This window comes from Deinococcus terrestris (assembly GCF_009377345.1).
GTDB classification, from domain to species: Bacteria; Deinococcota; Deinococci; order Deinococcales; family Deinococcaceae; genus Deinococcus; species Deinococcus terrestris.
In genome coordinates this window covers 169,229-192,398 of sequence record NZ_WBSL01000004.1, presented here as the reverse complement: position 1 = coordinate 192,398, position 23,170 = coordinate 169,229, and the positions used below count along the sequence as shown (strand labels likewise).

26 protein-coding genes are annotated in these 23,170 nt (G+C 70.8%); 12 read left to right on the top strand and 14 right to left on the bottom strand.

Annotated elements, in window-relative coordinates:
• The first annotated feature begins 24 nt into the window (after positions 1–24).
• Positions 25–669, top strand: a complete 645-nt coding sequence (gene phoU, locus F8S09_RS10995; RefSeq protein WP_152871518.1) for a phosphate signaling complex protein PhoU — start codon at positions 25–27, stop codon at positions 667–669.
• A 12-nt stretch (positions 670–681) separates the two neighbouring features.
• On the opposite strand, the gene F8S09_RS10990 is transcribed toward phoU, so the two are convergent.
• The 4 genes from F8S09_RS10990 to F8S09_RS10975 form a co-directional block, all read right to left on the bottom strand.
• Positions 682–2,493, bottom strand: a complete 1,812-nt coding sequence (locus tag F8S09_RS10990; protein ID WP_152871517.1) for an ABC transporter ATP-binding protein — start codon at positions 2,491–2,493, stop codon at positions 682–684.
• Between the two features lie 82 nt (positions 2,494–2,575).
• Positions 2,576–4,369, bottom strand: coding sequence for an ABC transporter ATP-binding protein (locus F8S09_RS10985; protein WP_152871516.1), 1,794 nt, complete (start codon positions 4,367–4,369; stop codon positions 2,576–2,578).
• A gap of 64 nt (positions 4,370–4,433) precedes the next feature.
• Positions 4,434–4,904 (bottom strand): peroxiredoxin, encoded by a 471-nt coding sequence (locus F8S09_RS10980; RefSeq protein WP_152871515.1) that lies wholly within the window; start codon positions 4,902–4,904, stop codon positions 4,434–4,436.
• Positions 4,905–4,927: 23 nt separating this feature from the next.
• Entirely contained in the window at positions 4,928–6,091 is a 1,164-nt protein-coding gene (locus F8S09_RS10975) for a hypothetical protein (RefSeq protein WP_227978631.1), read from the bottom strand.
• Between the two features lie 173 nt (positions 6,092–6,264).
• Between F8S09_RS10975 and F8S09_RS10970 the strand changes: the two genes are divergently transcribed.
• The gene (locus F8S09_RS10970; protein ID WP_152871514.1) at positions 6,265–7,359 is read left to right on the top strand and encodes an acyl-ACP desaturase; all 1,095 of its coding nucleotides are present in this window, start codon (positions 6,265–6,267) and stop codon (positions 7,357–7,359) included.
• 26 nt (positions 7,360–7,385) lie between these two features.
• Positions 7,386–8,546 (top strand): chromate efflux transporter, encoded by a 1,161-nt coding sequence (gene chrA, locus F8S09_RS10965; protein WP_152871513.1) that lies wholly within the window; start codon positions 7,386–7,388, stop codon positions 8,544–8,546.
• On the opposite strand, the gene F8S09_RS10960 is transcribed toward chrA, so the two are convergent.
• Together F8S09_RS10960 and F8S09_RS10955 are read right to left on the bottom strand one after the other, a co-directional pair.
• Positions 8,543–8,842 (bottom strand): YkgJ family cysteine cluster protein, encoded by a 300-nt coding sequence (locus tag F8S09_RS10960; protein ID WP_152871512.1) that lies wholly within the window; start codon positions 8,840–8,842, stop codon positions 8,543–8,545. The genes chrA and F8S09_RS10960 overlap by 4 nt on opposite strands.
• Before the next feature lie 72 nt (positions 8,843–8,914).
• Positions 8,915–10,015 carry a pyridoxal phosphate-dependent aminotransferase gene (locus F8S09_RS10955; protein WP_152871511.1) on the bottom strand — a complete coding sequence of 367 codons (1,101 nt, stop codon included), beginning with the start codon at positions 10,013–10,015 and terminating at the stop codon, positions 8,915–8,917.
• A 70-nt stretch (positions 10,016–10,085) separates the two neighbouring features.
• Between F8S09_RS10955 and F8S09_RS10950 the strand changes: the two genes are divergently transcribed.
• The 3 genes from F8S09_RS10950 to F8S09_RS10940 are packed head-to-tail and all read left to right on the top strand — an operon-like array spanning position 10,086 to position 11,547.
• Positions 10,086–10,718, top strand: a complete 633-nt coding sequence (locus F8S09_RS10950; RefSeq protein WP_152871510.1) for a TetR/AcrR family transcriptional regulator — start codon at positions 10,086–10,088, stop codon at positions 10,716–10,718.
• Positions 10,715–11,032 (top strand): hypothetical protein, encoded by a 318-nt coding sequence (locus F8S09_RS10945; protein ID WP_152871509.1) that lies wholly within the window; start codon positions 10,715–10,717, stop codon positions 11,030–11,032. Before F8S09_RS10950 ends, F8S09_RS10945 begins: the two co-directional genes overlap by 4 nt.
• 44 nt (positions 11,033–11,076) lie before the next feature.
• Positions 11,077–11,547, top strand: a complete 471-nt coding sequence (locus F8S09_RS10940; protein WP_152871508.1) for a DUF2141 domain-containing protein — start codon at positions 11,077–11,079, stop codon at positions 11,545–11,547.
• 63 nt (positions 11,548–11,610) lie between these two features.
• On the opposite strand, the gene F8S09_RS10935 is transcribed toward F8S09_RS10940, so the two are convergent.
• Both F8S09_RS10935 and F8S09_RS10930 read right to left on the bottom strand, forming a co-directional pair.
• Positions 11,611–12,288, bottom strand: a complete 678-nt coding sequence (locus F8S09_RS10935) for an SRPBCC family protein (protein WP_152871507.1) — start codon at positions 12,286–12,288, stop codon at positions 11,611–11,613.
• Positions 12,289–12,399: 111 nt separating this feature from the next.
• Positions 12,400–12,714: a hypothetical protein gene (locus tag F8S09_RS10930; RefSeq protein ID WP_152871506.1), complete on the bottom strand. Its 315-nt coding sequence runs from the start codon at positions 12,712–12,714 to the stop codon at positions 12,400–12,402.
• Positions 12,715–12,834: 120 nt separating this feature from the next.
• Between F8S09_RS10930 and F8S09_RS10925 the strand changes: the two genes are divergently transcribed.
• Both F8S09_RS10925 and F8S09_RS10920 read left to right on the top strand, forming a co-directional pair.
• Positions 12,835–13,731, top strand: a complete 897-nt coding sequence (locus tag F8S09_RS10925) for a DMT family transporter (protein WP_152871505.1) — start codon at positions 12,835–12,837, stop codon at positions 13,729–13,731.
• Complete coding sequence (locus F8S09_RS10920; protein ID WP_152871504.1) at positions 13,728–15,224, top strand: ABC transporter permease subunit; 1,497 nt, start codon at positions 13,728–13,730, stop codon at positions 15,222–15,224. The genes F8S09_RS10925 and F8S09_RS10920 overlap by 4 nt, the downstream gene beginning before the upstream one ends.
• Positions 15,225–15,227: 3 nt before the next feature.
• On the opposite strand, the gene F8S09_RS10915 is transcribed toward F8S09_RS10920, so the two are convergent.
• Positions 15,228–15,752 (bottom strand): hypothetical protein, encoded by a 525-nt coding sequence (locus tag F8S09_RS10915; RefSeq protein WP_152871503.1) that lies wholly within the window; start codon positions 15,750–15,752, stop codon positions 15,228–15,230.
• A 48-nt stretch (positions 15,753–15,800) separates the two neighbouring features.
• Here F8S09_RS10915 and F8S09_RS10910 point away from each other — a divergent pair, with 48 nt between their 5' ends.
• From F8S09_RS10910 to F8S09_RS10900, 3 genes are all read left to right on the top strand, one after another.
• Positions 15,801–16,208, top strand: a complete 408-nt coding sequence (locus F8S09_RS10910; protein WP_152871502.1) for an NUDIX domain-containing protein — start codon at positions 15,801–15,803, stop codon at positions 16,206–16,208.
• Complete coding sequence (tmpR, locus tag F8S09_RS10905; RefSeq protein WP_322618747.1) at positions 16,205–16,936, top strand: bifunctional dihydropteridine reductase/dihydrofolate reductase TmpR; 732 nt, start codon at positions 16,205–16,207, stop codon at positions 16,934–16,936. The genes F8S09_RS10910 and tmpR overlap by 4 nt, the downstream gene beginning before the upstream one ends.
• Positions 16,937–17,030: 94 nt before the next feature.
• Positions 17,031–18,002 (top strand): alpha/beta fold hydrolase, encoded by a 972-nt coding sequence (locus tag F8S09_RS10900; protein WP_152871501.1) that lies wholly within the window; start codon positions 17,031–17,033, stop codon positions 18,000–18,002.
• 130 nt (positions 18,003–18,132) lie between these two features.
• On the opposite strand, the gene F8S09_RS10895 is transcribed toward F8S09_RS10900, so the two are convergent.
• The 5 genes from F8S09_RS10895 to F8S09_RS10875 form a co-directional block, all read right to left on the bottom strand.
• The gene (locus F8S09_RS10895) at positions 18,133–19,110 is read right to left on the bottom strand and encodes an asparaginase (protein ID WP_322618746.1); all 978 of its coding nucleotides are present in this window, start codon (positions 19,108–19,110) and stop codon (positions 18,133–18,135) included.
• Positions 19,107–19,304, bottom strand: a complete 198-nt coding sequence (locus tag F8S09_RS10890) for a hypothetical protein (protein ID WP_152871500.1) — start codon at positions 19,302–19,304, stop codon at positions 19,107–19,109. The genes F8S09_RS10895 and F8S09_RS10890 overlap by 4 nt, the downstream gene beginning before the upstream one ends.
• Before the next feature lie 27 nt (positions 19,305–19,331).
• Entirely contained in the window at positions 19,332–20,261 is a 930-nt protein-coding gene (gene hemC, locus F8S09_RS10885; RefSeq protein WP_152871499.1) for a hydroxymethylbilane synthase, read from the bottom strand.
• A gap of 81 nt (positions 20,262–20,342) precedes the next feature.
• Positions 20,343–20,870, bottom strand: coding sequence for a DinB family protein (locus F8S09_RS10880; protein ID WP_152871498.1), 528 nt, complete (start codon positions 20,868–20,870; stop codon positions 20,343–20,345).
• Positions 20,867–21,874, bottom strand: a complete 1,008-nt coding sequence (locus F8S09_RS10875; RefSeq protein WP_152871497.1) for a tRNA dihydrouridine synthase — start codon at positions 21,872–21,874, stop codon at positions 20,867–20,869. Before F8S09_RS10875 ends, F8S09_RS10880 begins: the two co-directional genes overlap by 4 nt.
• A gap of 163 nt (positions 21,875–22,037) precedes the next feature.
• On the opposite strand from F8S09_RS10875, the gene F8S09_RS10870 reads away from it, so the two are divergent.
• Positions 22,038–22,535 (top strand): GNAT family N-acetyltransferase, encoded by a 498-nt coding sequence (locus F8S09_RS10870; protein WP_152871496.1) that lies wholly within the window; start codon positions 22,038–22,040, stop codon positions 22,533–22,535.
• The last annotated feature ends 635 nt before the right edge of the window (positions 22,536–23,170 follow it).

Below are 23,170 nucleotides of genomic sequence, written 5' to 3'. Positions count from 1 at the left end.
TCCCAGTCACCCCAAGGAGTCCCCATGCGTGAAGCCCTCGACACCGACCTCCGCAACGTCCTGAACAGCGCCCTGAACATGCTGGGCACCGTCGAGCGGATGCTGCCCATCGCGGGGGAGGTGCTGCTGCACGCCCGCCCCGAGCGGCTCGATGAGGTCCGCGCCATCGACCGCGAGGTGGACGCGATGGAGGCGCAGATTGAGGCCGAGTGCCTGCGGATCATCGCCCTGCACCAGCCCGTCGCGCGGGACCTGCGGCTGGTGGCCTTGATTCTTAAGAGTCTCAGCGACATCGAGCGCATGGGGGACTACGCCGTACACGTCGCGGAGGACGGCGCCGAACTCGCGCAGCAGCCCGCGCTGAAGCGGTACGTGAACCTCGCGCGGATGCTCGAACGCCTGTCGGAGATGAGCCAGAACCTCCGCACCGCCATCGCCGACCGCGACGTGTCCCGCGCGGAAGCCACCCTGCGGATGGACGACGAGGTGGACGAGCTGTACGAGCAGACCCAGCGCGAACTCGTGACCTACATGCTGGAAGACCCCCGCCACATCTCCAAGGCGCTGACCTTGATGCGGGTGGGGCGCAGCCTGGAGCGGGTCGGGGACCACATGGAGAACGTGGCCGAGCGGGTGCGCTACTGGGTGACCGGGCAGCGGGAAGGGTAGGGGCGAGCCGACCTACCCCTCCACCCCCTCCTCCGCCCACAGCGCCCGCATCTCGGGGCTGCGCGACAGCAACTGCTCCAGCGTGCCCTCGTCGGTCAGGCGGCCCCCCTCCAGCAGCAGGATGCGGTCGGCCCGCGTCAGGGCGGCGCGGCGGTGCGAGACCACCAGACAGGTCGCGTCCGTCTCGCGGAAGAGGCCGTCCCACAGCTCGGCCTCGGTGCGGGCGTCGAGCGCACTGGACACGTCGTCAAAGACGAGCAGGTCGGCGGGCGCGGCGAGCATCCGGGCCACCGCCGCCCGCTGCATCTGCCCGCCCGAGAGCTTGACCCCGCGTGCCCCGACCTGGGTGTCCAGCCCCTGCGGAAGCTGCGCGAGGTCGGGCTCCAGCACGGCCAGCCGCACGGCGCGGTTCAGGCGCTCGGGGTCGCCGCCCCCCAGCACGTTCTCGCGCAGGGTGTCGGAAAAGAGGTTGGGCAGTTGCCCGGTGTACGCGCTGCGCGGCGGCACGAAGAAGGTGGCGGGGTCCTTGACCTCCTGCCCGTTCCAGAACACGCGCCCGCCCTGACTCGGCATCAGCCCCAACAGCGCCCGCAGCAGGGTGGTCTTGCCGCTGCCGATGCGCCCGGTGACGACCACGAACTCACCCCGGCGCAGGGTGAAGCTCACGTCCGTGACGCCCGAGCCGTCGGGGTGGTGGGCGGTCAGACCCTCGACCCGCAGCTCCTCCAGCGGGAGGGTGGGCGCGGGCTGGCTCTGCACGGGCGGTTCCCCTCGCAGGTAGAGGGGGTGGTGGTCCACGATGGTGTTCCCTGGCGCGTCCTGCAAGAGCCGGGTCATGCGGTCGTAGCTCACCCCGGTGCGGCGGTGCCGGGCGATGGCGTCCCCGAAAAAGCCCATGCTCCCGGTCAGGCGCGGCAGCAGGCCGATGAACAGCACGAAGTCGGCGACCGTCATCGTGCCCCCGCGCACCTGGTTGGCCCCCAGCAGCAGCACCAGCCCCACGGCGAGGTTGACCATGTTGACGTTCACGCCCCGGATCAGCTCGGTGAGCAGCACGTCGCGCAGGGCCGAGTGCCGCCGCGTCTCGCCCAGCCGGGCGAAGTGGGCGATCATGGGTTCCTCGCGGGCGGCGAGCTTGACGGCGCTGACGGCCCCGAAGGTCTCCCCGATAAAGTCGGTCACGCGGGCGGTCGCCTCGCGCATGCGGCGGCGGTAGGCCCGGATGCGCGGCGAGAGGCGGCCCACGAACACGATCATCAGCACGAGCGGCGTGCAGACCAGCGCCGTGATCACCGGGTCCACCCGCGCCATCAGCACGACCGCCAGCACGCAGTACAGGGCGATCCCGAGGCTGTCCACCCACACCTCGGTGTAGGCGGCCACGTCGTCCACGTCGTCGCGGAAGCGGCTGACCGCCTCGGCGGGGGTGTCGGGGAGTCGGCGCGACCCCCGCGCGGTCAGGAGGTAGTTCAGCAGGTTGCGCCGCATCAGGGCATCCAGCGTGTACAGCAGCTCAATCAGACCCCGGAAGGCCCCGTAGAACAGCCCAAAGCGGCTCAGCCGCACGAAGGCGAACCATCCCAGCGCCACCCACGCCGCCGCGATGGGCACCGTGATGGGGTCCCCCGCCACCCGCAGCCGGTCGGCGTCCTCCAGATGCCCGAACAGGGTGCTCACCGCCACCGTGAGCAGCGCCGGGGCCATATACACCAGCGCCCATATGCCCACGTTGAAGGCGAACAGGCCGGGGCGGTACGCGAACAGCCGCCGCGAAAGCGCGAGGGTGCGGGAGGGAGGGGTGGCGGCGGGCGTGCTGGGGGTCATGGGAGGCTCCGGGAGGGGTGCGTGGCCTGTCGCTGATCGGGTGTGGGGGCGGAAGGCCGAGGCTCCGGCGGGTTCAGCCGCTTCACGCCAGCACCCCCCCGTCCTCGGCCAGCGTTCCGGCCCGCAGCAGCGCCGCGTAGTGGCTCTGCCCGTCGGCGGCGAGGAGGGCGCGGGGGCCGTCCTCCACGACCCGGCCCGCGTCCAGCACCAGAATCCGGTCGGCGCGGGCCACGGTGTCGAGGCGGTGGGCGATCACGATGGCGGTGCGGCCCGACAGCAGCCGGGTCATGGCGCGGGTGAGCTGCGCCTCGGTCGCGGGGTCGAGGCGGCTGCTGGGTTCGTCCAGGATGATCACGGCGGGGTCACGTAGCATCACCCGCGCAAAGGCCAGCAGTTGCGCCTGCCCCGCGCTGAGGCTCCCGGTGGGCAGCGGCGTCCGCACGCCCTCGGGCAGCCGGGCGAGCCAGTCTCCCAGGCCGACCTCGTGCAGGGCGGCCTCCACCGCCTCGTCGGGCAGGGCCGGGTCAAAGAAGGTCAGGTTGTCGCGCACGCTGGCCTGGAACAGTTGCACGTCCTGGGTCACGACGGCCACGCGGGTCCGCAGGCTGGCGAGCCGCACGTCGCGGGTGTCCATGCCGCCCAGCCGCACCTGTCCCTCGGTGGGGTCGTAGAGGCGCGAGACCAGCCGGGTCAGGGTGGTCTTGCCGCTCCCGGTGCGGCCCAGCAGCCCCAGCGTCTGCCCGGCGGGGAGGTGGAAAGACACGCCCTGTAAGACGGCGGGCGCGGTGGGGTCTTCCGGGTCGTAGCGGAAGGTCACGTCCTCAAAACGCAGGTCCAGCGGGCCGTCCGGCAGCTCGCGGTCCCCCTCCGGCAGCCCCGAGCGCAGGGCGAGCAGTTCAGAGATGCGGCCCAGGCTGGCCCCAGCCTTCTGGAGGTCCTGAAGCTGCTGGGTGAGCTGGTCAATGGGTTCTTCCACCATGCTCATGTACTGGTACATCAGGAAGGCGGTCCCCAGCGTGATCGCCCCCGCCGCGTAGAGCCCGATGGCGGAGGCGAGGATGCCCACGTAGCCCACCGCAAACAGGACCATGCTCAGCCACCACACCACGCTGCGGCGCTGCCAGGAGTACACGCCGCGCCGGAAATACTCGCCCTGCACCCGCAGGAATCCGCGCAGGTGGTGCCCGCCCGCGCCCAGCGAGCGCACGTCCTCCAGCCCGGCCAGCCGTTCCTCCACGAAGCCGAACAGCTGGGCGCTGCCCTCGCGCTCCAGCCGGGTGGGCTCCACGCCCAGCTTGCGGACCCGGTTCATGGCGATCAGGGTCAGGAGGACGAAGACGGTCACGCCCAGCCCCACCCGCCAGTCGGTCAGGTAGAACATCACGACCGCGCCCGTGAGCAGCAGCGCCGCCCCGAAGACGCGCACCGCGAACTGCGAGAAGAAATTGCTCAGGGCGGTCACGTCCCCATCGATGCGCTCGATCATCTCGCCAGGGGTGCGTTCCTTGTGCTCGCGCATGTCCAGCGAGAGCATGTGCCGCAGCAGGTCCACCCGCAGCCGGTTGGTGGCGGTCCAGCCCACCCGCGCCCCCAGGTAGGTAGCCCCGGCGTTCAGCAGTTGCACCCCCACCGCCAGCGCGAGGTAAAAGCCCGCGAGCTGCACCAGCCGCCCTACATCGGCCCCCGCCCCCAACCGCACCGTGTCCACGAAGCGAGCCAGCAGTTGCGGCAGCGTGAGGCTCAGGCCCGTCGCGGAGAGCAGCAGCGCCGCGAGGCCCGCGACCTGCCATTTCAGCGGCCCCAGGTAGCCCCGCAGCACGGCCAGCGACCCGCCGCGTAAGGGGGAGGAAGGAGGAGAGGGGGGCGCGTCCGGCATTCCCCCAGGCTAGTGCGGGGGAGGGGGCCGGAGCATCCGCCGTGTGGCGCAGTGGGAGGGGGCTTCAGCCCAGCTCCCGAATCTTGCCCAGCACCACCTCGGGCCGCACCGTATAGTCCCCGGTCTGCGCCTCCACATGCTCAAAGCGCACCACGCCCCCCCGGTCAATCAGGAACACCGCCCGCCCGGTGACCCCGCGCTCATCAATCGCCACGCCGTACTGCCGGGCCACATTCAGGTTGAGGTCGGCCAGCAGCGGCACCTCAATGCCGTACTCGGCGGCCCAGGCCTTGTGGGTATACACGCTGTCGCGGTTGACGCCCAGCACGACCGCCCCCGCCTCCGCGAAGTCGTCCTGCCGTCCGGAATACTCGGGCAGTTGCATGGAGCACACCGGGCTGAAATCCAGCGGGTAGAAGACCAGCACGACGTGCTGATGCCCCCGGTAGGAGCTGAGGGTCACGGCCTGCCCCGACGTGGAGGGCAGCGTGAAGTCGGGCGCGGGCTGACCGACGAGGCTCTGGCGGGAGGTCATGCCCAGAGTGTAGGCGCCCCGGCTCAGAACCCGAAGTGCCCGAATTGCACCCGGTACACCCCGCCCACGTCCTCCCGCCACGCGAGCACCGCCGCTCCCGAAGTGTCCACCGCCAGCGAGGGCGAGCGGGCATCCCGCCGGGCGTCGCGGTTCAGCGGCCCTCGTATCCGCCACTCCCGCCCGGTCCAGTGCGCCATGAAGACCCGGCCCACTCCACCCGGCTCCTCCACCCAGGCGACGACGGGCCGCCCCGCCCGGTCCAGCGCCAGCGCTGGGGCCGAGGCCGCGCGGGTGCCCAGCCGCCCACCCAGCGCCTGCCACGCCCGCCCCGTCCAGCGCGAGACGTGCAAGGCGTCCTCGCCGCCTGCGTCCTCCAGCCAGGCGACGACCGGGCGCTCCTCGGTATCCAGCACCAACCGGGTGGAGGCGACGTAGGTGTGCGGGCGGCGGTTCAGGCTGGCTCCCAGCGCCTCCCAGCGGGTGCCGGTCCAGCGCTTGACGAACACGTCACTCGTCAGCACGTCCCCCTGAAGCCAGGCCACCGTCGCCCGCCCCGAGCGGTCCAGGGCCAGGGCCGGGGTGCGGGCGAAGATCAGACCGTCGTTAAAGGGGGGGCTGCGGGTCCACGTCCGCGCCGCCGGGTCCCAGGTCCGCACCGTCAGGCGGCTGCCGTAGGGGGTCCGCAGCGTCTCGCCCCAGGCCAGCACGGGTTCACCGTCCCACGCCGCGACCCCCCGCGTGCGGGCCGCGTAGGGCAGATCGTCGCCCAGGTAGCGGGTGCGCCAGTCGGTCCAGGCCCCGTCCCGGTAGGCCCGGAAGACCACCACGTCGTTGTCGCCGTAGTTCTCGTTCCAGACCAGCACCGGGGTCCCGGCCCGGTCCAGCGCGAGGTTCAGGTCCGATACCGGGCGCGGCTGGTCGTAGTTCAGGACGCCGCCCAGCGCCTCCCAGGTGGTGCCTTGCCTCCGCCACACCCGGAGCTGCCGCCCAGTAAAGGTGCCCCGCCCGCTGCTGAAGCGCCCGGCGTCGGTCATCACCGCGAGGACCAGCCGCCCATCCGGGTCAGCGGCCAGCGCCAGTTCGCGCACCGGACCGGACGCGCTCAGGGCGGGTGGGGGGACGAGGCTGGACACCGGAGCGGCGCCGCCTCCCAGGAGCGCCGCGAGGGCGGTCAGGGTCAGGACCATTGCTTGCCTCCGTCCCGCGCCGGGCTGGAGCCGCATGGGGCGAGGATCAAGTTAAACCGCGTCCCAGTTCACGCCTCCGTCAGGTGGGGAACCGTAGCCTAGCAGGGTAACGTCCCCCTTCCCTACCCCTCCGGCGGATTGCCACGTGCACGCCGCCTCACAAGGAGTTTCCGATGGCCGACATTCTGCCCCCCAACATGCTCAACGAGCGCCCGCGCACTCCGGCCGGGCTGCTCAGCAACGCCGAGAAAGACCGCCTGATCGAGCGCGGTTTCCTGGGCCTCTACCGCTGGTACACCGCCCGCAGTCAGGAGACGCGCAACTGGAACCCTGACCGCTCCTTCGAGTGGCTCAAGCTGCGTCAGGACCTGCCGCCGGAGATCGTCCGGGTGATTCAGGGCTTTTTCGCGGTCGAGCAGTACGCGCCTGACTTCACCTCCAGCCTCGTGAACCTCGTGCGCAGAAGCCATGGACGCAGCCACTTCCAGCTCCGCTGGGGCAGCGAGGAAGAAAAGCACGCCGACGCCTGGGAAAACGCCGTGCTGTTCAGCGGCCAGCGCTCCCCGCAGTGGATTGAGGAGTACAAGGAGCGCCTGCGGTCGCAGACCTGGGAACTGCCCTTCCCCGACGCCATTCACAACCTCGTGTACACCGTGTTTCAGGAGCGGGCCACCCAGCTCAACTACCTGAACATGATGAAAATCGCTCAGGGCAAGAGCGAGAAGCCGCAGTACAAGGACTTCTCTGACCCTGTGCTCGCCAAGGTCGCGCAGACCATTGCGGTGGACGAGGCGGCGCACTACAACTTCTTCCTCGAGGGCGTGCGGATGTACCTCTACTACTACCCCGAGCGCACGCTGGACGCGATCAAGAACGTGATCGGCCAGTTCTCCATGCCCGCTTCGGCGCTGGTTCCCGACTGGCAGGACTTCGCGGAAACCGTCTACCGCGCTGGCATCTACGGCCCCCGCGACTTCCAGCGCGACGTGATGCAGGTGGCGTTCCGTAACCTCGGCATCGAGAGCCGCAAGGCGCTGGAAGAAGGCATCCGCAAGACCCGCGAGGTGCCCGACTTCGAGGGCGGCAACCACAAGACGACCGCCATCTTCGACACCTTCGACTACGGGGCCGTTGAAGGCGACGTGCGCCGCCTGCACGTCAAGATTCAGGACTACGAGAAGGAGATCGGCTTCGACCGCTTTGACCCCACCGAGTTCGTGGAGAACCCGGAAGTGCCCAAGAAGGAAGGGCAGGCGGCCGACGACTGACCCTCCCACCCTAAGCTGACCTCTAGATGCGAACGCTGGAGGTCTTTTTTGTCTTTCTGCGGCTGGGCCTGACCAGCTTCGGGGGGCCGGTCGCGCACCTGGGCTACTTCCGGGGCGAGTTCGTGGAGCGGCGGGGGTGGCTGACCGAGCGGGCCTACGCCGACCTCGTGGCGCTCGCGCAGTTTCTGCCGGGTCCGGCCAGCAGTCAGGTCGGCATGGCGCTGGGGCTGCTGCGGGCGGGCGGGTGGGGCCTGCTGGCCGCGTGGGTGGGCTTCACCCTGCCGAGTGCGCTGCTGATGGTGGCCTTCGCGCTGGGCGTGGCCCGCTTCAGGGGTGGAGCGGAGGCTGGGTGGCTGACGGGGCTGAAGGTCGCGGCGGTGGCGGTCGTCGCGCAGGCGGTCGCCGGGATGTGGGGCAGCCTGGTGGGAGCGGACCGGGTGCGGGCGGCGCTCGCGCTGGGGGTGGCGGCCCTGCTGGTGGTGTGGCCTGTCGCTGGAATGCAGGTGGCCGCGCTGGCGCTGTGTGCGGTGGTGGGCTGGCGCCTCCTGCCCGGCGCAGGGGCGGAGGCGACTTTGCCCCCGGTGCCCATCTCGCGGCGGGTGGGGGCGACGTTGCTAGCCTTGTGCGCGGTCCTGCTGCTGGCGCTGCCGCTGTTGGCCGCGCTGGGGCCGGGGTGGTCGCTGTTTGCCACCACCTTCCGGGCGGGGGCGCTGGTGTTCGGGGGCGGGCACGTGGTCCTGCCGCTGCTGGAGGCGGGGTTCGTGCCGGAGCACGTCTCGCCGTCCACCTTTCTCGCCGGGTACGGGGCGGCGAACGCGGTGCCTGGGCCGCTGTTCACCTTCGCGACCTACCTGGGCGCGGCGCAGACGGCCCTGCCTGCGTTGGTGGGGGCCATCATTGCCACGCTGGGCATCTTCCTGGCCGGGGGCCTGCTGATGGCGGGGGCGCTGCCCTTCTGGGCGGCCCTTTCCGTGCGGCCCGCCGCCCGCTCGGCGCTGGCGGGGCTGAACGCGGGGGTCGTGGGCCTGCTGCTCGCCGCCCTGTACCACCCGGTCTTCACAGCGGGCATTCGCGAACCGCGTCACATTGCGCTGGCGCTGCTCGCCTACGCCGCGCTCACCGCCGGGCGCTGGCCTGCGTGGGCGGTGGTGGGGGCGTGCGCGGCCGTGGGCGCGATGCTGTTCTAGAGCCGGGCTTCGTCGTCCAACCCGTAAACCTCCAGAAAGCGCCGCATCCGCGCCTCCAGCGTGGGCAACGGAGCCACCTCCCCGCACACCCAGTCGGGCTGGTAGCCCCGGCACACGGCGGGCCGGGCGGCGTACACCGCGCACAGGCAATCGGGCCGCAGGTGGACGCACGGCACGCCCAACGGCTTGCGCAGGGCGTGGATATCTGGGGCCGAGCAGCACGCCCCGCACGCCGTGCAGTCGCGCACAAGGGGCGAGCGCGGCGCGAAGTTGGGGGGTGGGGTGAAGGCGTCCATACGGGGAAGGCGGTCCCGCCGAGGCTAGCGCGTGCGCCCGTGCCCCGGCGTGACCGCCCTCGCGGACGGGCCTTACTTGTCCGAGGTCACGTAGGCCCGCGCCGCCGCGAGCAGCGCGTCGTTTTCCTGGGGCGTCCCCACCGCCACCCGCAGGCACCCCGCCAGCCCCGGCAGCGAGTCCTGACGGCGCACCACGATGCCGTGCGAGAGGAGGTGACGGTAGGCGGCTTCCGCGTCGGGCGTCCGCAGCAGGTAGAAGTTGGCCTCGCTGGGGAGGGGTCCCCAGACCGGGTGCTCCCGCAGGGCCGCGAGAACGCGCTCGCGCTCACGGCGGACCTCGGCGGCGCGTTCGGCCACGTAGCCGGGGTTCTCCAGGGCAACCTCCAGCGCGGCCTCCGCCAGCACACCGATGTTGAAGGCGGGGACGAGCTTGCGCAGTTCGGTCGCCAGGGCGGGGCTGGTCAGGGCGTAGCCCAGCCGAATGCCCGCCAGTCCCCAGCCCTTGCTGAAGGTCCGCAGGCTGAGGCGGTTGCCGCCCTCGCGCACGAGCGAGCGGTAATCCGTCCCGCTGTACTCGCCGTAGGCCTCGTCCAGCACGACGATCCAGTCCCGGCCCGCCGCCTCCACGACCTCGCGCACGGCCCCGGCGGGGTCCACGTGCCCGGTCGGGGCGTGCGGCTGGGTGATGTACAGGACGCCGGGAGGCTGGGTCCGCAGCGCCTCCACCAGCCCGGCCACCGGGAGCGAGAAGTCGGGGTTCAGCGGCACCTGCACCAGCCGGGCGCCGAGCATCCGCGCTTCCAGGGTATACACCGCGAAGGTGGGACTGACCGTCAAGACCGTCTGCCCGATGCCCGCGAGTTCGGTCAGCAGCTTGATCAGCAGGTTGCTGCCCGGCGTCAGGACCACGCCCGCCTCGTTCCAGTCGGTCAGCGCGGCGAGGCGGGCACGAATCCCCTCCGCTCCGAGGTCCGGATAGCGGTTCCAGGGGCGGGCGAGCATGCGGGCGGTGGCCTCGGCCTTCAGCTCCGCCGGGAAGTCGTAGGCGTTCTCGTTCTGGTCGAGCTTGATGGGCACGTCCAGCGGGGTAAAGGGGTAGGCGGGCACCGTCCGCACCGCGGGGCGCACGCCCGCCGGGGCCGCTTGACCGGGAAGGGAGGGAGTGGAGGTCATGCCGTCCGTTCTAGCACCCTGCCCCCCCGGAAGGCCGTGCTACCCTGCCCGCACGCCGCCGCGTCCCCCCATGACGGACCCCTCTGCCCCCTCCCCTGCCCCCACCCCGCCCGCGCGGACACGCCGCGAGCAGATTCACGAGGTCGCCAGCCGCCTGTTTTCCCAGCGGGGCTACCACGGGGCCAGCATGCGCGACCTCGCCGCCGAGCTGGGGATGCAGGGGGGCAGCCTCTACGCGCACATCAGCGGCAAGGAAGCCCTGCTGATCGAGATCGTAGAGCAGGCCGCCCGGCAGTTCGAGGGGGCGTTGATGGACCTTCAGACCGACCCCCGCCCCGCCGACGAGCGGCTGCGCGAGGCGATGGCCCGGCACCTCACGGTGGTCGCGGGCAATCTGGAGAGCGCGACCGTCTTCTTCCATGAGTGGAAGCACCTCTCGCCGGAGGCCTACGCGCGGGTCACGGCGTGGCGGGATACCACCGAGGCCTTTTACCGGGACCTCGTCGCTGGGGGAGTGCGCGAGGGGGTCTTCCGCGCCGATCTGGACGTGAAGATGACCGCCAACCTGATCCTCTCGGCGGTGAACTGGGCCTATACCTGGTACCGCCCCGGTGGGCGGCTGAGTCCGCGCGAGGTGGCCGACCGCTACGCCGGGCTGCTGCTGGACGGCCTGCGCCCACCGCCCAAGGAGGCGACCCCATGAGCCACCCCACCGTCACCGTCCGCATCCGCGACGCGCTGCGGTACGCGCAGGGCCGCGCCGAGAAGCTGGGCCGCACCCAGCAGCTTGAACTGGGCGAGAACCTGTTTATCCGCATCGGCCCCGGCGGGCGCAAGTTCCTGCTGTTCTGTCTGGAGGGGGAGCCGGATCAGAGTACGGCCCGCGCCATTGCAGAAGCGCTGGGGCTGCGCGACCCGCAGTACGGTTGGCACCAGGGCGCGACCCTGCGCTCGCTGACGGTGGTGGAGGCGGGGGCGGCAGACCTTCAGGAAGGCGAAGCTTCACCGGAGGTTTAGCCCCCTCGTACCCCACGGCGGCCCGGCCCAATTACGCTCCGGCCATGCAATCCATGACAAAGGCGGCCCTGGCCCTCGGTCTTTCCCTCACGCTGGCGTCGTGCAACCTGCTGGGCGTGCCACGCGGCGACGTGACCGGCGAGATTCGCGGCACCCAGCCCCAGAGCGGCAATGTCCGCATCGCGCTCATCGGTTTGACAGGCACCGGCTTCGAGAACAACGCGGTCGATCAGCTCGACATCGGCACCTTCAACCCCCAAAAGCGGGTGTATTCGATCTCGCTGCCGGACACCGCGAAGGCGGGCGTGTACGAGGTCCTCGCCTACGTGGACCTCAACAACAACAAGAAGTTCGACGCGAACGAGCCCCGGACCCAGCGGAGCACGCGCGGCCTGATCTATGCCACCTCGGACGCTTCTCTCTTCGGCTTCACCGTCAAGAAGGGCTGGAACCGTTTTGACGGCACGACCGTTTCGCAGACCCGGCCCTTTGGCAACTACGACCTGAATTGGTAGTACATCGTCTGAAGAAGGGCGGCCCCCATACCGGGAGGCCGCCCTCTCTCTTGGCGCCGTAGCTCAGTTGACCGGGTTCGCACCCTCGAAGGTCTGCTTGAAGTTCTGGAGGTCGTCGGCGATCTGCTGGCTGGGTTCCTCGCCGAACAGCTTGGCGACGGCCGCGCCCAGCGCCCCAGCAGGCGGGCGGTACGACAGCGCCACGTGGATGCGGGTGCCGCCGTTGGGGAGGCCCTCGAACTGCACGCTGCCCGCGTTGTCCACGGTCGCGCCGGGGAGGCTGTGCCAGCCGATGCGCTCGCCGGGCTTGTCATTGACGATCTCGGCTTCCCACTCGACGTGGGTGCCCAGCGGGGCCTTGGCGACCCAGCGGCTGCGGCGCTCGTCAAGGACGGTGACGCTTTCGAGGTGGCTCATGATGCGGGGCAGGTTCTCGAGCTGGCGCCAGTAGCCGTACACCTGATCAGCGGGGCGGTCGATGACCACACTGTGCTCCACGAAGATGGGCTTGGCCGCGCCTGCATTCCCGCTGAGGCCCGCTGCGTTCATCACGGGGTCGTTGCCGGTCGCGCCGCGGTAGGCGAGGTAGCCGCCCGCGCCCGCCATCAGCAGGCCCATCAGGCCCTTTTTCCGCAGGCCGAGAATCATCAGGGCCGCGCCCGCCGCGCTGCTGATCAGGCGGCCCTGGTCCATGCTCTTGCTGCCTTCCTTGCTGCCGCTGTTGTCCATGTTTGCGCTCATCGCTGGTTCCTCCGTACCGGGCAGTCTAGGCCCGGCGGTCTTGAGCCTGGGTTAATCCTTGCCCAACTCACATTTAAGGTGTCGTTGGGGAGAGGTTCCCGGTGACCTCATCTATTCGTCGTTGCGGTCGTTGCCGCTTTGCCCGATCGTGTCGGCGCCGTCGGCCTCCTCGTCGCGGGGGGTCAGGCCGGGCTGGAGCATCCCGCTGTTGTCGTTCTGGCGGGTGGGGTCGGGGGTGGCGGCCATCCCCCCCGCGAGGCCGCCCTGGGCGTACTGGTCAGCCACCTCCTCGGCGGCCTCGCGGTCGGCGCCGGTCTGGGGACCGCCGGACACGCTGGGGTCGAGGTTGGTGTTCGTGTCGGGCGTATTGTCCGCGCCCATGTAGGACGCGCCGTGGGTGCCGGTGTCTGTCTTGCGGTCATCCATGCTGAGACCTCCTGAGGAAAAGACTTCCTGCCCATGCTCCCGGCTGGGCGGCGGGGGGCGGATGTGCCCGCCTTGACGGGCCGCTCACGCTCGGGCCGGGGCCGCGCTAGGCTGGCCGTCATGACGACGCGGGTGCCCCAGGTGGGCCGCATGGACCCCCTCTCGCTGGGTGCCCTGGTGGTCACCATCGTGTTCTGGGCCTCGGCCTTCGCGGGCATCCGGGCGGGGCTGAAGGCCTTCTCGCCAGGACACCTGACCCTCTACCGTTTTCTGGTGGCGGCCGCCGCGCTGATCGTGTACGCCCTGGCCGCGCGGCTTCCACTGCCGTCGCGGGCCGACCTGGGACCCCTCTTTGGCCTGAGCCTGCTGGGCATCACCCTCTACCACGTCTGCCTGAACTACGGCGAGGTCAGCGTGCCTGCCGGGACCGCCAGCCTGATCATCGCGGCCGGGCCAGTGATCACGGCGCTGCTGGCGACCCGCTTTTCGGGCGAACGGCTCAACGCTCTGGGGTGGCTCGGAACGCTGATCAGCCTGTTGGGGGTGGCCTTGCTGGTGCTGGGGCAGGGCGAGGGCGTGGGCTTCGCACGGGGGGCGGGGCTGATTCTGGCGGCGGCGCTGTTTACCAGCCTGTACTTCGTGTTTCAAAAACCGCTGCTCGCGCGGATGGGGCCGCTGCCCTTCACCGTCTGGAGCCTGATCGCGGGAACGCTGCCGCTGCTCATCTTCCTGCCGGGCTTCGGGGGAGAACTTGCGCGGGCACCGCTGGAGGCGCATCTGGCCGTGGTCTACATCGGCCTCTTTCCAGCGGCGCTGGCCTACCTGACGTGGACCTTCGCGCTCTCGCGGGTGGGGGCAAGTGCGGCGACCTCCTTCCTGTACGTCTCGCCCGTGTTCGCCGTGCTGATCGCGTGGCTGTGGCTGGGCGAGGTGCCCACCCTGCTCACGCTGCTGGGGGGCGCGGTGGCGATTGCAGGCGTGGTGCTCGTGAACACGCGCGGGAGGCCCGCCGCATGAGCACTCCGGGAGAGGTGGGAACGGGGGACGGCCAGACGGCCATCCGCCTGACGAATGTGACGGTGAGGCTGGGCGGCCAGACCGTGCTGGAGGACGTGACGCTGGAGGTGCCCCACGGCGAGTTCCTGGCGGTGATCGGGCCGTCGGGCAGCGGCAAGAGCACCCTGCTGCGGGTGCTGGCGGGGCTGCTGCGGGCCGGGCCAGGCCGGGTGGAGGTCGCCACACCGCCCGCGCTGATGTTTCAGGACGACCGATTGCTGCCCTGGCGCACGGCGCTGCGGAACGTGGCCCTGCCCCACGACCTCGGGGCGGGCGGGGGGCTGGAAGCGGGCGAGGCGCTGAGGCTGGTCGGGCTGGACGGGTACGCGGGCTATTACCCGGCGCAGCTTTCGGGCGGCATGCGGGCGCGGGTGGCCCTGGCGCGGGCGCTGGCCCAGAGCAGCGACGTGCTGCTGCTCGACGAACCTTTCGCCGCGCTCGACGCCCTGGTGCGCGAGCGCTTCAACGCCGAACTGCGCCACCTCCACGACAAGACCGGACGGACCACCGTACTGGTGACCCACTCCATCCGCGAGGCGGTGTGGCTGGCCGACCGGGTGGTCGTGCTGCGGGACGGGCGGGTGGTGGATGAACTCGATACGCGGGGCGAGGGCCGCGTGACCGCCTACACCGACGGGCTGGAGGCGCGGCTGCGGAACCTGCTGGGCACGGGCGACTCCACCCGGTTGCGCACCGACCCCCCGGCGCGGCTGGACCTGGGGGCGCTGGCGCCGGTCGGGGCGATCGTGGTCGGGCTGGCCGTGTGGGAGCTGGCGGCGCGGGCGCTGGGCCAGCCCCTGCTGCTGCCCTCGCCGGGGCAGGTGTGGGCCGAACTCGCCGCCACGCCGGGAGAGTTCGTGTCGTTTGCGGGTGCGACCGCCGGGGTCACGCTGCTGGGGGCGCTGCTGGGGTCACTCGCCGGTGCCCTGATCGGCTATCCGCTGGGCAAGTCGCGCACGCTCGAACGGCTGCTCAGCCCCTTCGTGGTCGCGGCGCAGAGCACGCCCATCGCGGTGCTGGCCCCGCTGCTGATCACCTGGTTCGGGTTCGGGCGCTTTCCGGCGGTCCTCGTGAGCGCCCTGAGCGCCCTCTATCCGGTGATGATCGCCACCATCGTCGGCGTGCGCGAGGTGCGGCGCACCGACCACGAACTCTTTTCCACCCTGCGGGCTTCCCCGTGGCAGCGGCTGACGCGGCTGGAGCTGCCCTCGGCCCTCCCCGTGATGCTGGGGGGGCTGCGGCTGGCCCTCTCGCTGGCACTGATCGGCGCGGTCGTGTGGGAGTTCGTGAGCAACCAGCCGGGGCTGGGCTTCGCGGTCAACCAGGCCCGCGCCTACTACGACACCCCCCGGCAGTTTGCGGCCATCGCGCTGCTGGTCGGGCTGGGGGTGGCCCTGTACCTCGCCGTCGCGGCGCTGGAGCGGCGGGTGCTGCGCCACCGCAGGGCGCGGTAGGGGTCAGCGGCCCTCGGTGGGGCGCTCGTCGGGACTGCCCACACCGGTCTGCTGCTCCCCGGCCGGAAGGACCCAGACCCGCTCCAGCCCCTGCCACAGCGCCGCGAGGACAGCCAAGGCGGCGGCCAGACCCAGTGACCACAGCAGCAGTTCGGTCAGGACACCCAGCGTTTCAGGCCGGAACAGCGCAGCCCCCAGCATCAAGCCCAGGACAGGCAGGACAAGCCCCAACCCCATGACGCCCCAGCGGGCGGGGAGGCGCAGGGCACGGACGGCGGGCACCTCCGCGAGCCGGGGCACGAGGGTCAGCGCCCCGACCAGCAGGTAGCCTGTGGGGGCATCTGTGTCCTCCTGGCCGGGCCACAGGTTCCACAGGACCACCACCGCCACCCCGGCCAGCAGATATACCTCCATCAGCCCCAGCAGCAGCCTTCCCAGCGGGAGATTGGGCTTGCGGGCCAGCCCGCCGGACAGCAGGAGAGCGAGCAGCACCAACCCACCCACGGTGAGCCACCCCAGCGCGGTCATGACCCCACTCTAGCCCCGGCCCCCGCCCCGCACCGTACCCTGCTCCCCATGGACAGACCCGTCGTGTGTGTGGGGGCGCTGGTGTGGGGACCGGGAGAGCGCGTGCTGCTGGTAGAAACGACGAAGTGGCGCGGCCTGTGGGGGGTCCCCGGCGGCAAGGTGGACTGGGGCGAGACGCTGGAGGCCGCCGTCACGCGCGAGTTCCGGGAGGAGACGGGCCTGGAAATCACGGGCGTGCGCTACGCCCAGACCCAGGAGGCCGTCCTCAGCCCCGAGTTCCACAAGCCCACCCACCTGCTGCTGGTGGACTTCTTCGCCCGCACCGCCTCGCTGACAGTCACCCCCAACGAGGAGATCGTGGACTGGTCGTGGGCCACGCTGGACGAGGCGCTGACCCTGCCGCTGAACACCTATACCCGGACGCTGGTGGAGTTGGCCCGCCGGGAGGGCCGGTGACCGAGGCCAGAGGAAAGGGCACCGCCCTTGTCACCGGAGCGGCGCGGGGCATCGGGCGGGCGCTGGCGGTCGCGCTGGCGGGGGAAGGGTACGCGGTCGCCGTCCACTACCGGGACAGTCGGGCGGACGCAGAGGAGACGGCGCGGCTGTGCGAGGAAAGGGGTATGCCCGCAACCACCCTTCAGGCTGACCTCACCGACCCGGCGCAGGCGCGGGCGCTGGTGGCGGCGGCGCACGGGGCCTTTTCCGGCTCGCCCTTGGCCGTGCTCGTGAACAACGTGGGCAACTACGTTCACAAGCCGCTGCTGGAGACCACCGATGCCGAATGGGCCGACATGCTGGGCAGCAACCTGACCGCCAGCTTCGCCACCTGTCAGGCCGCCGCACCGCTGATGCGGGAGGCGGGCTTCGGACGCATCGTGAACCTGGGCTACGCGGGCGCCCGGCAGCTCGTCGCACGGCCGGGGATCGTGCCCTACGCGGTGGCGAAGGCGGGCGTGCTGCACCTCTCGCACGCACTGGGGAAGGTGCTGGCGGGCACGGGGGTCAGCGTGAATGTGGTGTCGCCCGGCGTGATTGAAACCTCGGTCAGCCAGCCCCTGCGCGAGATTCCCGCCGGGCGGGTGGGCACAGTGGCCGAACTCGTGGACGCCGCGTTGTACTTCGTGCGGGCCAGCGATTACGTGACCGGGCAGGAGCTGGAGGTGGCAGGGGGGTGGAACCTGTAGCGGTCAGCCGCCAGTTGGAGAAGGGAACGGCTCCATCAGCCCCGTTTGGCCGGGGGCTAACCTTCCTCCCAGAGAGGGCCTTTTAAGGTGGTGCATGGAGAAGAGACTTCTTGCCGCCGCTGCTGCCCTCCCCGCCGCCTGGCTGGGGTGGACCCTCTTCAGCCGCCTGCGCGTGCCGCACGACCTCCCGCTGCCGCCCGCCGTGGAGGCCGAGCGGCGCACCCTGGGGAGCCGCGCCGGGAGGCTCAACCTGTACGTGGCGGGGTCGGGAGCGCCCCTGCTGCTGATTCACGGGGTGAACGCGGCAGCGAGCACCTACGAGGTGCGGCCCCTCTTTGAGCACTACCGGGCCACGCGCCGCGTGTACGCGCTGGACCTGCCGGGCTTCGGCTTCTCCGAGCGCTCTGACCGCGAGTACAGCCCGCGCCTGATGACGGACGCCATCCACGCCGCGCTGGATGAGATCGCCCGCGAGAGCGGCGAGCCGGTGGACGCGCTGGGCCTCTCGCTGGGCGCCGAGTTCCTGGCCCGCGCCGCCGCCGAGCGCCCGGAGCGCTTCCGCTCGGTGGCGTTCGTCACGCCGACCGGCTTCGGCAAGACCGAGCAGTTCTACGGGCCGCTGGGCAGCACGCGGGGCCGACCCGGACTCAAGCGGGCCTACGAACATCCGCTGCTGGGGCAGGCCTTCTACGACGCGCTGGCGAGTGCCCCCAGCATCCGATTTTTCCTGAAGCAGACCTTCGGCTCCTACGCGGCGATCGACGAGGGGCTGCTGCGCTACGACTACCCCGCCTCGCACGTGCCCGGCGCCCGGCACGCGCCCTTTTCCTTTATCAGCGGCCTGCTGTTCAGCGCGGATATCGACCGCATCTATGAGGCGCTGCGCCTGCCCGTGTGGGTGGCCTACGGCACCAACGACCGCTTCACCGATTTCGGAGACCGGACGAACGTGCAGCACCGGGACAACTGGACCTTCAGCCGCTTTGACACGGGAGCGCTGGTCTACTTCGAGGAACCGAAGCGGTTTATGGCCGCCTACGACGCGTTCCTGGGGGGGCGGGGGTAAGGACCCCTCACCCCTTGCTGCGCAAGGCCCTCTCCCCAGGGGAGAGGGTTTTTTTGACCCCTCTACCTCCGGGAGACTTGTAGAGCTGCTGGCAGAGGGACGCCGCGAAGCAGCGGGGTGAGGGCGTCCCTTAGAACCCTCCCTCCCCGAACACCCCCCGAATCTCCTCCAGCCCCTGCCCCAGGCTGAGCAGCAGCAGGAGCAGCAAGCGGGCCTTGTGCGCGTTCAGGAAGCTCGCGGGGATCGCCCCGGCCGCCACCAGGGTTGCGCCGCCGCCGGGGTAACCGTACACAGGCAAAATCGGCCCCGCGTGGGTGCGGGTGGCGATCACGACGGGCTGCCCAGCACCAGCACTCGCGGCGACGAGGGGCAGCAGCTCGGCGGGGAGGTTGCCGGTGCCCAGCGCCGCGATCACCAAACCGTCGGCGCGGGCGGCGGCCTCGGCGTAGCCCTCGCCCTGCCAGCCCGCGTAGGCATAGAGAATCTCCACGCGGGCGTCCACCTGGGCGGGTGCGTACACGGGCCGCGCTTCCGGCCGGGCGAAGAAGCGCAGGTGGGCCGTCTCCCCCGTCCGGTCGATGCGCCCGATGGGGCCGGGATAGCCCCCGAAGGCGTCCACCGCGCTGGTATGGACCTTCGTGACCGTGCGGGCGTCGAAGAGGTCCCCGCCAAACACGACCAGCGGCCCGCGCCCCCGCGACTCCGGGTGCAGGGCGACGTACGCCGCGTCCAGCAGGTTGCCGGGGCCGTCCCAGGACACCTCCTCGGCGTGGCGCATGGACCCCGTGAGCAGGACCGGGGTGTCGGTCGCCAGGGCAAGGTGGAGGAAAAAGGCCGTCTCCTCCAGCGTGTCGGTGCCGTGGGTCACGACGATGCCGTCCGCGTCCGGGGCCAGCCGCTCGATCAGCCGGGCGAGTTCCAGCATGTGCCCCGGCGTGACGTGGGGACTGGGCAGGCGAAAGGGCTGGTGGGCCGTGACCGTGACGCCCGGCAGGCCCGGCACGGCGGGCGCCTCCTGCGGGGTCACACCCGGCCCGCCCGGATCGGGACGGCTGGCGATGGTCCCCCCGGTGTGAATGACGGCGAGGCGCTGACCCAGCAGGGTCACTTGCGGCCTCGGACGCGGTCGGAGACGATCACCCACCCGGCGGCGACCACGAAAATTATCAGCGTAAGGAGCAGCTCGGCACGGGCCGCGTCCCCGAAGTCCACTCCCGCGCGGGTACGCTGCCACACGCCGATGCCGAACCACAGCCCCGCCGCGAGCAGGGCGACGGCCAGAACACGGGGCCAGCGGGTCAAGGCCCGGCCCTCCTCAAGGCCAGTTCCTCAGGGCCGGGCGGCGTCGATCAGGGCCGCCGCCCCCTGCGCGAGCATGTCGGCGGCGAGTTCGGCGCCCAGGTCGGCGCACTCGGCGGGGTCGCCGGAACTGGTCGCGCGAATCACCTGCGAGCCGTCCACGGCGCCCACCCAGCCTTCCAGGGTCAGCAGGCCGCCCTTGACGGTGGCGTGGGCGCCCACCGGGGCCATGCAGCCCGCCCCCAGCCCGGCCAGGAACTCGCGCTCGGCGGTCACCCGGTCGTCGGTGAGGTGGTCGTGGATCGCGTACGCCACCTCAATGGTGAGGTCGTCGTCGGCGCGGGTTTCCAGCGCCAGGGCGCCCTGCCCCGGCGCGGGCAGCAGCAGGTCGGGTTCCACGAACTCGTCGATGCGGTGGCGCATCTCGGTGCGGATCAGGCCCGCCGCCGCGAGGATGATCGCGTCGTAGTCGGGAGTCCCCAGCGCCGCGAGGCGGGTGTCGATGTTCCCGCGCAGGTCAATCACTTGAAGGTCGGGGCGAAAGGCCCGCAAGAAGGCCTTGCGGCGAATGCTGCTGGTGCCCACACGGGCGCCCTCGGGCAGGTCCGCGAGTCGCTTCATGCCCTCTTTGCCGATCAGCACGTCGCGGGCGTCCACCCGCTTGGGGATGGAGGACACCTCCAGGCCTTCCGGCTGCTCGGTGGGCAGGTCCTTGAGGGAATGCACCGCGATGTCGATGCGGCTGCCGAGGAGGGCCTCCTCGATCTCCTTGACCCAGAAGCCCCGGTTGCCCTTCTGGGCCAGCGCTTCCAGGCTGCCCCGGTTGCGGTCCCCCTGGGTGCTGATGGTCTGGATGCGGAAGTCCGTCTCCGGCCACTCCTCCTTCAGGCGGGCCACCACCCACCGCGTCTGCGCGAGCGCAAGGGTGCTGCCGCGCGTACCTACCGTCACCGTCCGCATAACCTGGGCAGTATAAGGGCAAGCCCCCCTCCCGGCCGGGACAGGGGCTGCAGTTGAGCGGGATTCAGCCCCGCGCCGGGCTCAACCCTGGGTTGGGGCGGGCTGCGGCCGCACGAAGCGCAGGAAGTCCAGCCACGGCGGGGTATGGCCCAGCAGGCGGATCAGGAGGGCGACCTGCGCGGTGTGCCGCACCTCGTGGGTCATGACGTGGCTCAGCAGGGCGTCCAGTGTGACCGTCTCGCTCTGGGGGTCGTCCTGAATCAGCTTGACGCGGCGCTGCAAGTCAGGCTGGGTGTCCAGAAAGGCGCGGGTGCGCTCCTGCACCTCACTCCCGTACTGCAGAATCCAGCCCAGCGCGTACTTCTCGGCGCGGGGGCGCACCCAGTCGTGAGGGTAGCGGGAAGAGACGCCCTGCCCGCCCCGCGCCACGTCGTGAATCCAGTGGTCTTCCACGTCCACGACGTGCAGCACCAGGTCCTTGATGGACTGGAAGCGGTCGCCGCCCTCGATCAGCGGGCGGTTCAGTTCGGCCTCGGGGAGTGCCCGCAGAAAGTTCCACAGCTCCTCGCGTGCGCCGGACAGATAAATGTAGTACTCGCGGACATTCATGGGCGCCTCCCAGCATACGCGCCGACTGCCACGGGCGCGGGGAGCGGGACCGCGTCCTCCAGCAGGGGTGAGAGCGCCGCCGCCACGTCCGCCACCGTGTCGACCTGCACGAGCGCGTCACGCAGTTCGGGGAAGTCGGGGAGGTAGCGGGGTAACACCTTGCGCAGCGGCCGCACGCTGGCGAGGCCATAGCGGTCAGGGCCGTAGAAGGCGACGTGCAGTTCGGCGTGCCGCAGGGCGGTGCGGGCACGCCCGGCGGCGGGCGGGAGGGCATCGTCGCCCGTCGCCAGCGCCCGGAAGAGCCAGGGGTTGCCCACCGCCCCGCGCCCGATCATCACGGCGGCCACCCCCGCTTCCCGCCGCCGAGCACGGGCCTGCGCCGCCGTGAGGATGTCCCCACTGCCCACCACCGGCACCGGCACCGCCGCCGCGACCCGCGCGATGGCGTCCCAGTCGGCCTCGCCGGTATACCGCTGGGCGCTGGTGCGGCCATGCACGGTGATCAGCGAGGCGCCCGCCGCCGCGAGGCCCTGCGCGATCTCCACGCTGCGGTTCTCGTCCCAGCCCAGGCGAATCTTGGCGCTCACGTCGAGCCGGGTGGCCCCGCGCATCGCGGTGATCAGCCCGTAGGCCACCTCCGGCGTCTGGAGCAGGCAGGCGCCACCGCGCCCACGCACCTTGGGAACCGGGCACCCCATGTTGAGGTCGATGGCAGCGGGCGTGAACCACGTCTCGGCGCGGCGCACGGCTTCCGCCAGGATGTCCGGCTCGGCGCCGAAGAGTTGCACCACCCGGCCCTCCTCGCCGGGGTAGGGACGGCCCAGGGTGAGTTTCTCGGACTCGCCGCCCAGCACCAGGCCGCGCGAGCTGATCATCTCGCTGACGGTCCACAGCGCTCCCTGCTCGGCGGCAAGCTGACGCAGGGGCGCGTCGCTGTATCCGGCCATCGGCGCGAGAACGGCGCCGGGGGCCTGGAGTCGCCGGGCGTAGAAACCGGGGGTCATCTTAGCAGGGTAGCGCACCCCCTGCCCCCAGCGGGTGAAGCGAGGCTCAAGTGGAATCTGGAGGGCATTTCACGCTTCTGGCCAGGCGGGGGGGCGTATGCTGCGGGCCGTCCGGTCCCCCCGTTTCACTCTGGTCCCGCCCACCGGACGGGAGGCATTCACCTTGAAGGCGACCCCCCTGGCCCTCCAACACGCGCCCCTGCTGCACACGCTGTACGCGGCGGCACCCGGTTATTTCGCCCTGCTCGGCACCCGCGTGCCGACCGAGGGCGAGGTCACGCGCGACGTGGAAATCGCCCTGCTCGACCCCCGGCGCCGCCTGGAACTCCTGCACGACGACGCAGGTGAGTGCGTGGGCAGCCTGGATTACAAACTGCACTATCCCGAAGACGGCGACCTGACCATCAACCTGCTGCTGATCCGCGAGGACCGGCAGTCGCGTGGCCTGGGCGAGCGGGCCGTGCGTGACCTGGAAGGGCGGGTGCCCCCCGGCACGGCCCGCATCCTGGCGAGCGTGCTGGGCGACAACCCGCGCGGCGCCCGCTTCTGGGAGCGGCAGGGCTTTGCCTTTGCCCTCGACGCCCGCCCGGTGATGACGTGGTATGCCAAGCCGCTGGCGGCCCCGCACGCCCAGCGGACGCTGAGCTTGGCATGCGACTGAGCGCATAATTCGCCCTTGCAAATGCAGAAAAAAGCCCCGCGCGTGGCGAGGCTTTTGGTCTGGTGGGTCGTGTAGGAATCGAACCTACAACCCGCTGATTAAGAGTTGCTCCGGCTGATTCCCGTGCAAGCTTGCTCCCTCCCACAGATGCTGTCCCTGACGGCATCTTTCCGGACGACGCGTCCCTGGGGTCTCTCGATTTCCCTCTGCTTCCCAGCCTGGTTGTGTCACTGTTGTGTCACTGCGTAGGTTGGTGCATCCTCACTTTGACGAGCCTTCGGTTCGCTCAGAGTGGATGGCCTACACGGCAGGTCATCCCCCGGCAGCTAACCCCATGCATTGTCCCCATAGGGGATAGGGTCATCCCTTATCCCCAGTTATCCCCCCGCTCTGGATGCCACGCTTGGTTCATGGCCCGCCGGAAAAGAAGCCTGCTTCCCCCTGTGACTGCACAAGACGTTCTGGATTATCCCGACCAGCTCCGCCGTGTTCCCAAGGGAGGTTGGGCCTGGAAATGCGACTACTGCGGCAGGTACGCCAGTGACCGGAGCGTGAAGGGAAAGTTCCTATGCCGTTGTCATGGCGGCAGCACGCCCCGACAACGCGATCCTTATCTCAGCTACCTGCACGAGCTC